The sequence below is a fragment of the Micromonospora inositola genome (assembly GCF_900090285.1).
Classification (GTDB): Bacteria; Actinomycetota; Actinomycetes; order Mycobacteriales; family Micromonosporaceae; genus Micromonospora; species Micromonospora inositola.
In genome coordinates this window covers 6161083-6176019 of record NZ_LT607754.1, presented here as the reverse complement: position 1 = coordinate 6176019, position 14937 = coordinate 6161083, and the positions used below count along the sequence as shown (strand labels likewise).

Below are 14937 nucleotides of genomic sequence, written 5' to 3'. Positions count from 1 at the left end.
GCCCTCGGCCTCCGAGTTCATGGTCAGGTCGTGCCCGTGGGGTGCGGCGTGTGCCCGGCGATGCTGGCGTGCCCTGCCGTGCCGGGAGGCCCGGCCGATGGCGGATCACCACGGCCGGGCCCCTGCCAGCAGTCAGTGGGAGTGCGGCGGCTGGACCGCACCCCTGACGGACGGGGCGGCCGGCTGGTCGCAGAGCAGGGCGAGCTGCGCGACGGTCTTCTCCGGATCGTCGTACGGGTCGAGGCGGCTGAGCTCCATCGGGTCGAGCACCGGCACCGTCACGTGGGAGACCAGCGGGTGCAGCGGCCGGGTGTCGGTCTCGCCGGCTCCGAAGAGGTTCTCGTGCAGCTTCTCGCCGGGCCGGAGCCCGGTGTAGACGATCGGGACGGGGCTGGCCGCCTGCTCGGCCATCTGCCGGGCCAGGTCGGCGATGCGGACCGGCTCGCCCATGTCCAGCACCAGCGCCTCCCCGTCCCGGCCGATCTCGGCGGCCTGCAGCACCAGGTGCACCGCCTCATGCACGGTCATCAGGTAGCGGGTCACCTCGGGATGGGTGACGGTCAGCGGGAGACCGGACTCGATCTGCCGCTGGAACGCCGTGACCACTGAGCCACGGCTGCTCAACACGTTGCCGAACCGGACGCTGAGGAAGGTGCCGGGAAAGCGCGAGGCGGCGTGCGCGGTCAACCGCTCGGTGATCCGCTTGGAGTAACCGAGGACACTGACCGGGTCGGCCGCCTTGTCGGTGGAGATGTTCACGAACCGGCCCACATCGCGGCAGGCCTCGAGCACCGAGAGCGTGCCCCAGACGTTCGTCTTGACCGCTTCGCCCGGATGCCGCTGCAGCAGCGTGAGGTGCTTGAGCGCCGCGGCGTGGAAGATCACGTCCGGCCGCCGCTCCCGGATGATCCGCCGGATGCCCTCGTCGTCCCGCAGGTCGGCGAGGATCAGTTCGGGGCCGTCCAGCAGGGCCCGGCCGGACAGCGACATCTGAAGGCTGTGCATGGCCGACTCGTCCCGGTCCAGCATCATCAGCTCACCCGGGTTCGCCTTCATCAACTGCCGGCAGAGTTCTGAGCCGATCGAGCCGCCGGCGCCGGTCACCAGCACGCGACGGCCACGCAGTCCGTCGTCGTTGATGAACAGGTCGGTGACCACCTGCCGTCGGCCGAGCAGATCCGCGATGTTGGGGCTACGCACGTCGGCCACGCTGACCCGTTGATCGACGAGTTCCCGGACGGGAGGGAGCACCTTGAACTCGGCGCCGGTCGACAGGGTCAGCGTTCGGAGTTCCCGGATCAGCGCGGCGTCCGCGTTGGCCACCGAGAGGATCAGCGTGGTGGCGAAGGTCTGCCGGACGGCGGCGGCGATCTCGCCGCGGCCGCCGAGCACCGGTACACCGTCGACGCGCAGGTGCCGTTTCTCCGGGTCGTCGTCGAGCAGCCCGACCGGCAGGTACCGGCCGCGCGGGTCGCTGAGCATCGCCCGCAGCAGCCCCTGGCCGGCAGAGCCGGTCCCGAACAGCAGCACCGGAGTCGCGAAGCGCGCATCGGGGCGTAGCGCCCGGTCGTTGTGGCGGCGGTACGCGCAGCGAATCGCCAGCATGCAGAGCAGGGCGATCGCCGCCCCGACCAGTGGCGAGCTTGCGGGCACGGGCCGCTGGACCAGTGGGATGACGGCGAGCAGCATTGCGATGCCGGTACTGGCGGCTGTCGCCGCCAAGGCTTGCGCCTCCTGCACGCTGCCGACCGGGTAGCGGCCCCAGTGCCTGCGCTGCGCCCAGGAGATGGCCACGTGAAGCAGGGCCGCGGCCAAGCCGGCGCCGACGGCCCGGGTGAGCTGGCCGGCGGTGACGTTGAACTCGTATCTCGTCCAGGCCGCAGCGGTCAGGCCGGCCACCCAGCCCGCGGTGTCGCCGACGAGCAACGCAGCTGCGGTCGGGCGCCGGACTCTTCGTCGCGGGAGTGCGTCCGAGGTGTGCTGGAGTGCGGTGCTGGGCGGCATCAACGGGTCCCTTCGGTACTTCGACAAGTCAGGCGACGCGGTCGGCTAGGAACCGCACCCCTGGTTTTAGCGGGACAAACCACCACCTACCTCAGATTTCACCTTTTATTGGCTGGAAGTGAGCATTTCGGAGCCTCTGTGGCCGGTGGCTCCATGCCTGCCTCACCACCTGGTGCCCGCCGGCACCGGCACGGGGCGCCAGCGGGGCCGCGAAACAGGCGGTCCGCGGGGCGTGCGACTGGAGTGGGCCGATCAGGGTCGATCTTCGAGAAGGCCGTTGTACCGACCGGTTCGGACGGTGTAATCCAGCAGGATGCGCAGATCGAGTCGGAGACAGCGGGTGTCGATGTACCGCACGTGGTAGGCGAAATTCTCCTCCCAGCTGAGCGAGTTGCGACCGCGTAGCTGGGCCCGACCCGTCAATCCGGGCCGCACCTCAGCCGGTCCCTTTCGGGCGACGGCCCCGGGTGCCACGGTCGTGGTCCCGGGGCCGTCGCCCGTCGTCGTTGGATGCTGGCTGGCCGGAATGTGTCAGGCCAGCCCGGCCCGGCGCAGGGCGTCGGCCACCGCGCCGTTGGCCGGGGCTGGCGTAGCTCCGCCGCGACCCTGACGCTGGGCTCCCCGGGCTCCGCCGCGGTCGCCCCGACCACCGCCCGCGCCGCCTCGGCCGGTGCCGCCGTCGCGGCCGCCCCGGCCGCCGCCGCGCTCGCTGCGCCCGCCGTCGGACCCTGGCCGTCCAACTCCCGACGGCTTCTCGTCCTCCAGCCGCAGGGTCAGCGAGATCCGCTTGCGCGGCACGTCGACGTCGAGCACCTTGACCCGGACCACGTCGCCGGACTTCACCACGTCCCGCGGGTCCTTGACGAAGGTGTTCGACATCGCCGAGACGTGCACCAGGCCGTCCTGGTGCACCCCGACGTCCACGAACGCGCCGAAGGCCGCCACGTTGGTGACCACCCCCTCCAGCAGCATGCCGGGGACCAGGTCGCTGATCTTCTCCACGCCCTCGGCGAAGGTGGCGGTCTTGAACGCCGGCCGCGGGTCCCGGCCCGGCTTCTCCAGCTCGCGCAGAATGTCGGTGACGGTGGGCAGGCCGAACGTGTCGTCGACGAAGTCGGTCGCCTTCAGCCCACGCAGGATGGCCGACTTCCCGATCAGCGAGCGCAGGTCCTGCCCGGTGCTGGCCAGTATCCGCCGCACCACCGGGTACGCCTCGGGATGCACGCTGGAGGAGTCCAGCGGGTCGTCGCCGCCGGGGATCCGGAGGAAGCCGGCACACTGCTCGAAGGCCTTCGGGCCGAGCCGGGCCACCTTCTTCAGTTCCGACCGGGTGCGGAACGGCCCGTTGGCGTCCCGGTGCAGCACGATGTTCTCGGCCAGCCCGGCGCCGATGCCGGAGACCCGGGTCAGCAGCGGAGCAGACGCGGTGTTGACGTCCACCCCCACCCCGTTGACGCAGTCCTCGACCACCGCGTCCAGCGAGCGGGAGAGCTTCACCTCGGAGAGGTCGTGCTGGTACTGCCCGACGCCGATCGAGCGCGGGTCGATCTTGACCAGTTCGGCCAGCGGATCCTGGAGGCGGCGGGCGATGGAGACCGCGCCGCGCAGCGACACGTCCAGCCCGGGCAGCTCCTGCGAGGCGTACGCGGAGGCGGAGTAGACCGACGCGCCGGCCTCGGAGACCACCACCTTGGTGAGGTTGAGCTGCGGGTACCGCTTGATCAGGTCACCGGCCAGCTTGTCGGTCTCCCGGCTGGCGGTGCCGTTGCCGATGGCGATCAGGTCGACCCCGTGCGCCCCGGCCAGCTTGGCCAGGGTCTCGATGGACGCGTCCCACTGCCGGCGGGGTTCGTGCGGGTAGATCGTGTCGGTGGCGACCACTTTGCCGGTAGCGTCCACCACGGCCACCTTCACGCCGGTCCGCAGGCCCGGGTCGAGGCCCATGGTGGGGCGGGAACCGGCGGGCGCGGCGAGCAGCAGGTCGCGCAGGTTGGTGGCGAAGACCCGGACCGCCTCCTCCTCGGCCGCCTGCCAGAGCCGCGTCCGCAGGTCCGCGCCCAGGTGGATGAGGATCCGGGTACGCCAGGCCCAGCGCACCGTGTCGGCCAGCCACCGGTCGGCGGGCCGCCCCTGGTCGCTGACGCGGAACCGGCCGGCGACCGCGGCCTCGTACCGGCTGGGGCCGGTCGGCAGGGCGTCGGCGTCGCCCTCGGACTCCGGGGCCATGGTCAGGTCGAGCACGCCCTCCTTCTCGCCCCGGAACATGGCCAGGATCCGATGCGAGGGGAGCCGGGTGTACGGCTCGGCGAAGTCGAAGTAGTCGGCGAACTTGGCGCCGGCGGCCTCCTGGCCCTCGCGTACCCGGGAGACGAGCCGGCCCCGCGACCACATCTGCTCGCGCAGCGTGCCGATCAGGTCGGCGTCCTCGGCGAACCGCTCGACGAGGATGGCCCGCGCCCCGTCGAGGGCGGCCGCGGCGTCCGCGACGCCCCGCTCCGCGTCGACGAAGCCGGCCGCGGTCGCGCGCGGGTCCTGCGCCGGGTCGGCCAGCAGCGTGTCGGCGAGGGGCTCCAGCCCGGCCTCGCGGGCGATCTGCGCCCGGGTCCGCCGCTTCGGCTTGTACGGCAGGTAGATGTCCTCCAGCCGGGACTTCGAGTCGGCCGCCATGATCTGGGCTGCCAGGGCCTCGTCGAGCTTGCCCTGGCTCCGGATGGACTCCAGCACCGCGGCGCGCCGCTCGTCCAGCTCGCGCAGGTAGCGCAGCCGCTCCTCCAGGGTGCGCAGCTGGGCGTCGTCGAGTAGGCCGGTGGCCTCCTTGCGGTAGCGGGCGATGAACGGCACGGTGGCGCCGCCGTCGAGCAGCTCCACGGCCGCTCGTACCTGCCGTTCGGCGACGCCGAGCTCGTCGGCGATCCGCTGGTGCACAGACTGGGTCACGATCTGATCCGCCTTTTCGGGTGGGTTCCGCTGAGCATTGTGCCGGTCCGCCCGGACGACTGCCGCCGCCCCCGCCGGCTGCGCTAGCGTGGCGATCATGGAACCACCTGCCGACCCGCGGGCGCGGCGACTCTTCGGGGGCAGCGCCCGGGCCCTCGGCGACCTGGCCGCCAGCCCGTTCCGGGCCGACCGGGACCGGATCGTGGCCTCGCCCTTCTTCGCCCGGCTGAACGGGGTGACCCAGGTGGTCAGCCCGGGCGGGTCCGGCCTGCTGGTGCACAACCGGCTCACCCACAGCCTGAAGGTGGCCCAGGTGGCCCGCGCGGTCGCCGAACGGCTCACCGCCGACGCGGAGCACCGCGTCCTGCTGGAGAAGCTGGGGGGCTGCGACCCGGACGTGGTGGAGGCCGCCGCGCTCGCCCACGACCTCGGCCACCCGCCCTTCGGGCACCTGGGGGAGCGGGTGCTGGACCGGCTGGCCCGCCAGCGGCTCGGCCTGGCCGACGGTTTCGAGGGCAACGCGCAGTCGTACCGCATCGTGACCAGCACCGAGATCCGGGGCGCGGCGACCACCGGGCTGGACCTCACCGCCGCGGTGCGGGCGGCCATGCTGAAGTACCCGTGGACCCGGCTCGACCACCCGGACCCGCACCCGCGCCACCTCGGCCCGGCGCCCCGGGGCGCCACCCCGCCACCGGACGACCCGGAGAGCGGGTCGTCGAAGTTCGGCGCGTACCGGACCGAGGTGGACGACCTGCGGCAGGCCCGCGAGCCGTTCGCCGGGCGGATCCCGGGCTGGCAGCAGACCCCCGAGGCGTCCATCATGGACACCGCCGACGACATCGCGTACGCCATCCACGACGTGGAGGACTTCTACCGGGTCGGGGTGCTCCAGCAGGGCACGGTGGCCGCGGAGCTGATGGCCTGGCAGCGGGAGTGCGGGCACTTCCGGGCGATCACCGACGCCGCGCTGGCCACCGCGGCGCGCCGCCCCGGCTCGGCGATCGAACGGCTGCGCCGGCAGCTGCACCGCAAGGACGCGTGGATCGCCGACGACGACGCGTTCGCCGCCGCGGTCGAGCACGTCCGCGAGGAGCTGGTGGAGGGGCTGCTCGCGCTGCCCTTCGACGGCTCGATCGAGGCGGAGCAGTACGTGGCCCGCTTCTCCGCCCGCTGGTCCACCCGGTTCGTCGAGTCGATCACCGTCACCCCGGAGCCCAACATGCGCTCCGGGTACGTGCTGCTGGCCAAGGCGCAGTGGCACGAGGTGCAGGTGCTCAAGTTCGTCCACCACCGGTTCGTGCTGGCCCGCCCCGACCTGGCCCTGCACCAGCGGGGGCAGGCTCGGCTGCTCGGCACGCTGGTGGAGGCGCTGTGGGAGTGGCTGCTCGACCCGGAGGAGGAGTCCCGGCTGCCCCGCCGGCTGCACGACCTGGTCGAGCTGGCCGAGGCGGAGCTGCACCCGCGTACCCCGGACCGGATCGGCCGGGCCCGCGGCCGGGCCATCGTCGACTTCGTCGCGCAGCTCACCGACGGCCAGGCGGTGGCGCTGCTGGACGCCCTCTCCGGCCGCTCCGGCGCCCTCTGGACGGACGCCTTCGTGCTGTAGGCCACCGGGCCCCGGCCGGACCGCTCAGGCGATCGCCTGCCACCAGCCGTCCACGGCCGGCGGCTCGTCCACCACCACCCGTTCGCCGGGCCGCGGCACCGCCAGCCGGACGTCCCGGGCCTTCGCCTCCACCCAGAGCCGGTTCACCGGCTCGGCCCAGTCGTGCAGGGCCAGGTTGAACGTCGCCCAGTGCACCGGGATGAACAGCCCGCCGCCCAGGTCGAGGTGGGCGGCGACCGCCTCCTCCGGGAACATGTGGATGCTCGGCCAGGCCCGGTCGTACGCGCCGATCTGCATCAGCGTGACGTCGAACGGACCGTGCTCGGCGCCGATCTCGGCATACCCGTCGAAGTAGCCGGAGTCGCCGGTGTAGAAGACCCGGCGGTGCGCGCCGGCCACCACCCAGGAGCTCCAGAGCGTGCCGTCGCGGCGCAGCCCCCGGCCGGAGAAGTGCTGGGCGGCGGTGGCCGTGACGGTCAGGTCGCCGATCTGATGGCTCTCCGACCAGTCCAGCTCGACGATCCGCTCCTCGGGCACGCCCCACCGGTCGAGGTGGGCACCGACGCCGAGCGGCACCAGGAACGGCGCCGACTGGTGGGCCAGCAGCCCCCGCACCGTCTCCAGGTCCAGGTGGTCGTAGTGGTCGTGGGAGATGAGGATGGCGTCCAGCGGGGGCAGCTCGTCGAGGCGTACCGGGGGCTCGTGGATCCGGCGCGGGCCGACCCGGGTTGACGGGGAGCACCGGTCGCTCCAGACCGGGTCGAGCAGCACCCGGCGCCCCTCGATCTCGATCAGCGCCGAGGCGTGGCCGTACCAGACGACGTTGAGCTCCCGGGCCGGGTCGGCGGGGGGCGCGGCGGACGGGCGCAGCAGCGGCACCCCACCGTCGGGCCGCCGCTTCTGCTTGCCGAAGATCAGCTCCTTGACCAGGTTGCGGCCCGGGTCGGCGACCATCGTGCGGGTGCTCGTCGGGTTGTGGAAGGTGCCGTCGCGGAACTGGGGTGAGCGGGCCGCCCGCTCCGCCCGAGCGCCGGTGAGCCGGCCGCCGAGCTGCGCCGGCACGTCGCGCCCCACCCAGGCCACCCCGGCCAGCGCCGCCACCCCGGCCATCCGCCACAGTCGGCGGCCGAGCGCCCGCTCCACCGCCCGATCCGCTGTCTCACCCATCGTCGTCCCCTCCGCCGTGTCCCGCAGTACACGGTAGCCACCGTCCGGGTCACGGCGCGAGCACGACGTTCACGCAGCCGTCCTGCTTCTTCTGGAACATCTCGTACGCCTGCGGCGCCTGCTCCAGCGGCATCCGGTGGGTGCGCAGGTCCTCGACGCCGAGTGGGTCGTCGTCGCCGGCGAGCAGCGGCGTGATCTCGTCCACCCAGCGCCTCACGTGGCACTGCCCCATCCGCAGCTGGATGCCCCGGTCGAACATCTCCATCAGCGGCATCGGGTCCTGCTCGCCGCCGTACACGCCGGAGATGGAGACTGTGCCGCCCCGGCGGACCGATTTCAGCGCCGCGTGCAGCACGACGAGGCGGTCGACGCCGGCCTTGTCGGTCATGGTCCGCGCCAGCTTGTCGGGCAGCAGCCCGGCGGCGGTCTGCGCGACCTTGCCCAGCGGCGCGCCGTGCGCCTCCATGCCGACGGCGTCGATCACCGCGTCCGGGCCGCGCCCGATCGCGTCGGTCGGCTCCTCGATCCGGGGGTCCGGGACGTCCTCGACCCGGACGTCACGCTTGCCCTGCCACGTCAGCACCTTCATCCCCGAATGTCCCCTCTTCGTGCCGTCCATCGGACTGCTACCCGCGCTGGGACGCTTGAACCGGCGCCCGCCGGCGCCGCGGCACGGCGGACAGGAAGCCGGGTGGGCGCTACGAACCTGATGACGCAGACGACTCACCCCCGGTGGCGCGGCGAGGACGCTCCGGCCAGCGTGATGACGTTGACGTCATCAGGTTCGTAGCGTGTCGGGGGGATGTCGTCGGCCGCCGCGCGGTGCGCGTACCCGGAAAGCGGCCGACCGCCGCACCCCGGGCGGGGTACGGCGGTCGGTGGGGGTGGGGCGGGCGGACCCGCCGCGGCCTCAGGAGCCCGGGGTGTCGCCGCGCTTGGCGGTGGCTGCGAGGTAGTCGCGGTTGAGCCGGCCGATGGTGTTCAGCGGAATGCCCTTCGGGCAGACCACGGTGCACTCACCGGCATTGGTGCAGCCGCCGAAGCCGGCCTCGTCGTGCGCGTCGACCATGCCGATCACCCGGGTGTACCGCTCCGGCTGGCCCTGGGGCAGCAGCGAGAGCTGGGTGACCTTGGCGGCGGTGAAGAGCATGCCGGAGCCGTTCGGGCAGGCCGCCACGCAGGCGCCGCAGCCGATGCAGGCGGCCGACTCGAAGGCGGCGTCCGCGTTGGCCTTGGCCACCGGCGTGGAGTGCGCCTCCGGGGCGCTGCCGGTCGGCGCGGTGATGTACCCACCGGCGGCGATGATCTTGTCGAAGGCGTTCCGGTTGACCACCAGGTCCTTGATGACCGGGAAGGCGCGGGCCCGCCACGGCTCGATGTCGATCGTTTCGCCATCGGAGAACTGCCGCATGTGCAGCTGGCAGGCGGTGGTGCCGCGCTGCGGCCCGTGCGCGTCGCCGTTGATCATCAGGCCGCACATGCCGCAGATGCCCTCGCGGCAGTCGTGGTCGAACGCCACCGGCTCCTCGCCGGCGAGGATCAGCCGCTCGTTGAGCACGTCGAGCATCTCCAGGAACGACATGTCCGGGGAGACGTCGTCGACCTGGTAGGTCACCATCCGACCCTTGTCCTCAGGGCCGGACTGGCGCCAGATGCGCAGGGTCAGGTTCACTTGTAGCTCCGCTGCGTGGGGTGGACGTATTCGAACTTCAGGTCTTCCTTGTGCAGCACGGACGGCTCGCCGCTGCCGGTGTACTCCCAGGCCGCCGCGTACGCGAAGTGCTCGTCGTCGCGCTGCGCCTCACCGTCGGGGGTCTGGTGCTCGGCCCGGAAGTGGCCACCGCAGGACTCCTCGCGGTGCAGGGCGTCGATGCACATCAACTCCGCCAGCTCGAAGAAGTCGGCCACCCGGCCGGCCTTCTCCAGCGACTGGTTGAGGCCCTCCCCGTCGCCCGGGACCCGGACCCGCTGCCAGAACTGCTCGCGCAGCGCCCGGATCTCGTCGATCGCCTTGCGCAGACCGGCGTCACTGCGCTCCATGCCGCAGTGCTCCCACATGATCTGGCCCAGCTCCCGGTGGAACGAGTCCACCGTCCGGTCGCCGTTGACGGCCAGCAGCCGCTGGATCCGGTCCTCGACGTCCGCCCGCGCCTCCACCACTGCCGGGTGGCTGGCCGCGACCTTGTCGAACGGCCCGGAGGCCAGGTAGTTGGCGATGGTGCTGGGCAGCACGAAGTAGCCGTCGGCGAGGCCCTGCATCAGCGCCGAGGCGCCGAGCCGGTTCGCGCCGTGGTCGGAGAAGTTCGCCTCGCCGATCACGAACAGGCCCGGGATGGTCGACTGCAGGTCGTAGTCGACCCAGAGGCCGCCCATCGTGTAGTGCACGGCCGGGTAGATCCGCATCGGGACCTCGTACGGGTCCTCGCCGGTGATCCGCTCGTACATCTCGAAGAGGTTGCCGTACTTGGCCTCGATCGCCTTGCGGCCGAGCCGGTTGATCGCGTCGCCGAAGTCGAGGTAGACGCCGAGCTTGGTCGGCCCGACGCCACGGCCGGAGTCGCAGACGTTCTTCGCGGCGCGGGAGGCGATGTCGCGGGGGACCAGGTTGCCGAAGGCGGGGTAGATCCGCTCCAGGTAGTAGTCCCGCTCGTCCTCGGGGATGTCCTTCGGGTTGCGGTCGTCGCCCTTGGCCTTCGGCACCCAGACCCGGCCGTCGTTGCGCAGCGACTCGCTCATCAGGGTCAGCTTCGACTGGTGGTCGCCGGAGACCGGGATGCAGGTCGGGTGGATCTGCGTGTAGCAGGGGTTGGCGAAGTACGCGCCCTTGCGGTGCGCCCGCCAGGTGGCGGTGACGTTGCAGCCCTTGGCGTTGGTGGAGAGGTAGAAGACGTTGCCGTAACCGCCGGAGGCGAGCACGACCGCGTCGGCCATCTCGGTGGTGATCTCGCCGGTGACCAGGTCCCGGACGACGATGCCCCGGGCCTTGCCGTCGACGATGATCAGCTCCAGCATCTCGTGCCGGGCGTTCATCTCCACGTTGCCGAGGCCGATCTGCCGCTCCAGCGCCTGGTACGCGCCGAGCAGCAGTTGCTGGCCCGTCTGGCCCCGGGCGTAGAAGGTGCGCTGCACCTGCGCGCCGCCGAAGGAGCGGGTGTCCAGCAGGCCGCCGTACTCGCGGGCGAACGGCACGCCCTGGGCGACGCACTGGTCGATGATGTTGACCGAGACCTCGGCCAGCCGGTGCACGTTCGACTCCCGGGAGCGGAAGTCGCCGCCCTTGACGGTGTCGTAGAAGAGCCGGTGCACCGAGTCGCCGTCGTTGCGGTAGTTCTTGGCCGCGTTGATGCCACCCTGCGCGGCGATCGAGTGGGCCCGGCGCGGGCTGTCCTGGTAGCAGTAGGACTTGACCTGGTAGCCCTGCTCGGCCAGGGTCGCCGCGGCCGAGCCGCCGGCCAGGCCGGTGCCGACCACGATCACGGTCATCTTGCGGCGGTTCGCCGGGTTGACCAGCTTGGCCTCGAAGCGGCGGCGGTCCCAGCGGGTCTCGATCGGGCCCTCGGGAGCCTTGGCGTCGGCGATCGGGTCGCCTTCCGTGTAGAGATCCATGTCAGGACACCAATCCGGTGAGTACGGCGAACGGAACCACCAGGTAGCCGGCGCAGAGGACGACGGCGAAGACCAGCGCCGCGGTCCGCGCCCGGCGCTCACCCTTCGGGGTCTGCTGGCCCAGGCTGCGGAACGCGCTGAAGGCGCCGTGGCGCAGGTGGAAGCCGAGCGTGACGATCGCCAGGACGTAGAAGAGAGTGACGTACCAGCGCTCCGGGGCGAAGTCGGCGACCACGTTGCCGTACGGGTTGCTGGCGTCGCCCTGGGGGTTCAGGTGACCGGTGGTCAGGTCCAGGATGTGGTAGATCACGAAGAGCAGGATGATCACCCCACCCCAGCGCATCGTCCGGGCCGCGTAGCTGCCCCGCACCTTCTTGCGGTGCGCGTACCGGACCGGGCGGGCGGCGCGGGCGCGCATCGCGAGCACGGTCGCGGCGCCGATGTGGGCCAGCACGGCGACGGTCAGCACGGTCCGCTGGATCCACAGGTACCAGGTCGAGGGGAGCAGCGGCGTGCCGATGTCGCGCAGCCAGTGCGCGTAGTGGTCGAACGAGGTCTCCCCCGTGAACACCTTCAGGTTGCCGAGCATGTGTGCGATCAGGAACAGCACCAGGAGAATGCCCGTCACCGCCATGACGGCCTTGAGACCGACGCTGGAGCGGATGGGCGACCGAGTTTTCGTGATTACCACGCGATCGACGCTAGGAGCAGTTTGATCAGTCGTCCAATGCATCGACCTCGCAGTCTTGATAGCCGTAGGCTATGTAGATGCAGCTCCATCAGCTCCGGTACTTCGCCGCGGTCGCAGAAGTACGACATTTCACCCAAGCCGCCGACCTGGTAGGCATAACCCAGCCCTCGTTGAGTAAGCAAATTCACGCCCTGGAGACCGACCTCGGGGCCCCGCTCTTCGAACGGGTAAGGGGCAACATCGCCCTCACCGCCGCGGGCGAGGTGCTGCTCCCGCTGGCCAAGCGGATCCTCGCCGACGTCGACACGGCCACCCGGGAGGTGCAGGAGTTGGTCGGGCTGCGCCGGGGCCGGGTGCGGCTCGGCGCCACCCCCAGCCTGGCCACCTCGCTCGCCCCGCCGGTGCTGCGCCGGTTCCGCGACGCCCACCCCACCGTCGACCTCCGGGTGGAGGAGGGCGGCTCGCAGGACCTGGTCCGCGACCTGGTCCGCGGCGACCTCGACCTGGCCCTGATCATCATGCCGGCGGCGGGCACCGATCCCGGCCTGCGCGCCGACCCGATCCTGCGGGAGAGCCTGGTGGTCGCCTCGGTGGACCCGCTGCCGGCCACCTCGGGCACCGGCGAGGTGCGCATCACCGACCTGCGCGACCAGCCCCTCGTCATGTTCCGCGAGGGCTACGACCTGCGCGACGCCACCCTCCAGGCCTGCCGGGAGGCCGGCTTCGAACCGACGTTCTCGGTCGACGGCGGGGAGATGGACGCCGTGCTCAGCTTCGTCGAGGCAGGGCTCGGCGCCGCCCTGGTGCCCGGGATCGTGGTCGCCCGCCGGCCCGGCATCCGGGTCACCCGGCTCGCCCCGCCGGGCGTACGACGGACCATCGCGGTGGCCCGCCGCAAGGACGTGGTCCCCACCCACGCCGGCCGCGAACTGCGGCGGATCCTGCTCGAGTACGTCCACGACGCCACCGGCAGCGACGACCTGCCGCCCGGGGTGGAGCCGCTCTAGTCCCAACGCCGTTCAGTTAGGCAGGGCAGGTCGGTGTCAAGAGGATGTTGATGTTGGCTTTGTAGCTGGTTCGGTCGATGTTCGGTCCGCGGGCCTGGCATTTGGAGATGGCGCGTTTGACGATGCGTCGTCTGGTGCGGACGTCGGCCACGTGCATCAGGAGTCTTCCAGCCCGATCGCCTCGATCGTGTGGGAACTCGTGTCGGCCTGGCCACCGTCGAGCAGATCGAACCGCCAGCGGTGCCTCGCGCATACGAGATACCGGTCCTCCTCTATCCAACCCTGGGCCAGATCGGCTCCTTGATGCGGGCAGAACCTGTTGACGGAGTACCGGCACCCCTGGGCCTCGACGATGATCCGCTCGGTACTTGCTTCCAGATCGAGCAGGCGCGCGCAGAAGTGGTTGAGATCCTCGGACTCCATGATGAGGAAGCCGTGAACGAGGGTTTGGTAGATGTCCGGTTCGCGGCTCAGGCGCATCCGGAACGTCAGTGAAAAGTCTTCCCAGCTCAGCCGCCCGTCAAGCACCCGCTCGATCTCCCACGACGGGGCTGACATCGAATAGTAGTTGTCTTTTTCGTCGATTGTGTCGACCGGATCGACGCACCCGCTGCAGAAATCAACCCGCAGGAGCTTCCGTGGGCGGTCAAGGAGCCCTACGTACAGGATCCTGTCGATCCGCTCCCGTAGCGTGAACGCATCGAGCTTGCGCTCGAGTTCCCCCTGCAGGCGCTTCAGGACAAGGTCACTGCCGCCGGGTGCGTCGACGTAGCGGCGCGCACGGAAGAAGCCCTCGTATCGGGCGACGTATGCCCGCATGTAGCTCTCGTAGTTGTCCTCGTTCACCCGATCGGGGGCCAGGTGGACCAGGGATGCCGTGGCCACGTCGACGACATCCCCCGGCATGATGTCGGGGATCTCAGCCTGGTGCGACCTCCTGAGCCTCTTGTCGAGATAGGACAGGAACCGGGGGGCACGTGGGAAGGTGTTCACCTCCTCGAAGTTGAGATGGGACAGCAGGGGGTCGAGGAAGACCGCCGGACCTGCTGACGGCAGAAACATCCGAGGCTCGACGACTTCGATCGCCTTCGCCGTGGCCTCGAACTTGCTCATCATCTTCTTGCGCGAGATCCTGCGGTAGGTCTCCTCCGAGTACTCGTAGCAGGTGGGATGCCACGTCGCTCCCGAGAACTGGCACGCGAAGACGTCGATGTCGCCCGCGTTCTGCCGGATCTCCGGCAGGCGGTCGTGGATTTTGCAGTCGTTCATGTTCAGGAAGCTGTGGCCATCGGCCGTCACGAGGATCGCGGAGTCGCGGTCCAACTCGGAGTCGTCCAGATAGAGCGTCACCCTGCCGCCGGCAATCGGGATTTCCTGACCGTCGTGGCAGGCGATGAGGCCGTTGCACTGGTAGTCCGCCAGCAGTTCACGGATCGCCGGACGGCGGTAGTGCGGAACGATGAGCGTGAAGTCCCGCGCCGGGAGGCTGTTCAGGAACGGCAGATCGAAGTGGTCCTTGTGCTCGTGGCTGATGTAGAGGTACCGGTGCTTCGTCGTGTCCTGGAGCTTTTCCTGAACGAGGGCGGCGAGATGATGATTGCAAGGGAACTGGAACCACGCCGAGTCGAAAGCTCCGGTCGGGGACATCCAGGGATCCATGACGACAATCGACTGAGAAGTCTCCACGCAGAACCCGGCATGCCCGAGATAAGTGATCTGCATCCGTTGCCGCTCCGTTCGACATGTCATAGCTGTTTCCCACGCCCTTGACCAGCCTGTCGTTCCCGGGGATCGACCCGCTTACGAAGGGGCCTGTTCGCTGGCCAGGCGCTTGGTGCGAGCTGGCGGACCAGCCTCGTAGTCGCCCGGGCTTCGTCGAGGAAGCGTAATGCACCAGACGCGTACATTGTGCGGTT

Annotated in this window: 11 protein-coding genes; 2 read left to right on the top strand and 9 right to left on the bottom strand. The window is 70.7% G+C overall.

Features of this window, described 5'->3' with window-relative positions:
• Positions 1-132: 132 nt before the first annotated feature.
• From GA0070613_RS29455 to GA0070613_RS29450, 3 genes are all read right to left on the bottom strand, one after another.
• Complete coding sequence (locus GA0070613_RS29455) at positions 133-2004, bottom strand: polysaccharide biosynthesis protein (RefSeq protein WP_089015262.1); 1872 nt, start codon at positions 2002-2004, stop codon at positions 133-135.
• A 252-nt stretch (positions 2005-2256) separates the two neighbouring features.
• Positions 2257-2439: a sugar transferase gene (locus tag GA0070613_RS32455; protein ID WP_172875922.1), complete on the bottom strand. Its 183-nt coding sequence runs from the start codon at positions 2437-2439 to the stop codon at positions 2257-2259.
• 96 nt (positions 2440-2535) lie between these two features.
• Complete coding sequence (locus GA0070613_RS29450; protein ID WP_231929557.1) at positions 2536-4941, bottom strand: Tex family protein; 2406 nt, start codon at positions 4939-4941, stop codon at positions 2536-2538.
• A gap of 97 nt (positions 4942-5038) precedes the next feature.
• On the opposite strand from GA0070613_RS29450, the gene GA0070613_RS29445 reads away from it, so the two are divergent.
• Positions 5039-6550: a deoxyguanosinetriphosphate triphosphohydrolase family protein gene (locus GA0070613_RS29445; protein WP_089016271.1), complete on the top strand. Its 1512-nt coding sequence runs from the start codon at positions 5039-5041 to the stop codon at positions 6548-6550.
• A 24-nt stretch (positions 6551-6574) separates the two neighbouring features.
• Here the strand turns inward: GA0070613_RS29445 and GA0070613_RS29440 are convergent, their stop codons facing one another.
• The 5 genes from GA0070613_RS29440 to GA0070613_RS29420 all read right to left on the bottom strand — a co-directional run bounded on the left by GA0070613_RS29440 (position 6575) and on the right by GA0070613_RS29420 (position 12056).
• Positions 6575-7717 carry an MBL fold metallo-hydrolase gene (locus tag GA0070613_RS29440; protein ID WP_089015261.1) on the bottom strand — a complete coding sequence of 381 codons (1143 nt, stop codon included), beginning with the start codon at positions 7715-7717 and terminating at the stop codon, positions 6575-6577.
• Between the two features lie 49 nt (positions 7718-7766).
• Positions 7767-8306, bottom strand: coding sequence for a hypothetical protein (locus GA0070613_RS29435; RefSeq protein ID WP_172875921.1), 540 nt, complete (start codon positions 8304-8306; stop codon positions 7767-7769).
• A 321-nt stretch (positions 8307-8627) separates the two neighbouring features.
• Positions 8628-9389 (bottom strand): succinate dehydrogenase/fumarate reductase iron-sulfur subunit, encoded by a 762-nt coding sequence (locus GA0070613_RS29430; protein WP_089015259.1) that lies wholly within the window; start codon positions 9387-9389, stop codon positions 8628-8630.
• The gene (locus GA0070613_RS29425; RefSeq protein WP_089015258.1) at positions 9386-11323 is read right to left on the bottom strand and encodes a fumarate reductase/succinate dehydrogenase flavoprotein subunit; all 1938 of its coding nucleotides are present in this window, start codon (positions 11321-11323) and stop codon (positions 9386-9388) included. The genes GA0070613_RS29430 and GA0070613_RS29425 overlap by 4 nt, the downstream gene beginning before the upstream one ends.
• A gap of 1 nt (position 11324) precedes the next feature.
• Entirely contained in the window at positions 11325-12056 is a 732-nt protein-coding gene (locus GA0070613_RS29420) for a succinate dehydrogenase cytochrome b subunit (protein WP_172875920.1), read from the bottom strand.
• A 35-nt stretch (positions 12057-12091) separates the two neighbouring features.
• Between GA0070613_RS29420 and GA0070613_RS29415 the strand changes: the two genes are divergently transcribed.
• Entirely contained in the window at positions 12092-13021 is a 930-nt protein-coding gene (locus GA0070613_RS29415; RefSeq protein ID WP_089015257.1) for a LysR family transcriptional regulator, read from the top strand.
• A gap of 156 nt (positions 13022-13177) precedes the next feature.
• Here GA0070613_RS29415 and GA0070613_RS29410 read toward each other — a convergent pair whose 3' ends face one another.
• A complete protein-coding gene (locus tag GA0070613_RS29410; RefSeq protein WP_089015256.1) occupies positions 13178-14743 on the bottom strand; it encodes a Rieske 2Fe-2S domain-containing protein in 1566 nt (521 codons plus the stop codon).
• Positions 14744-14937 lie beyond the last annotated feature (194 nt).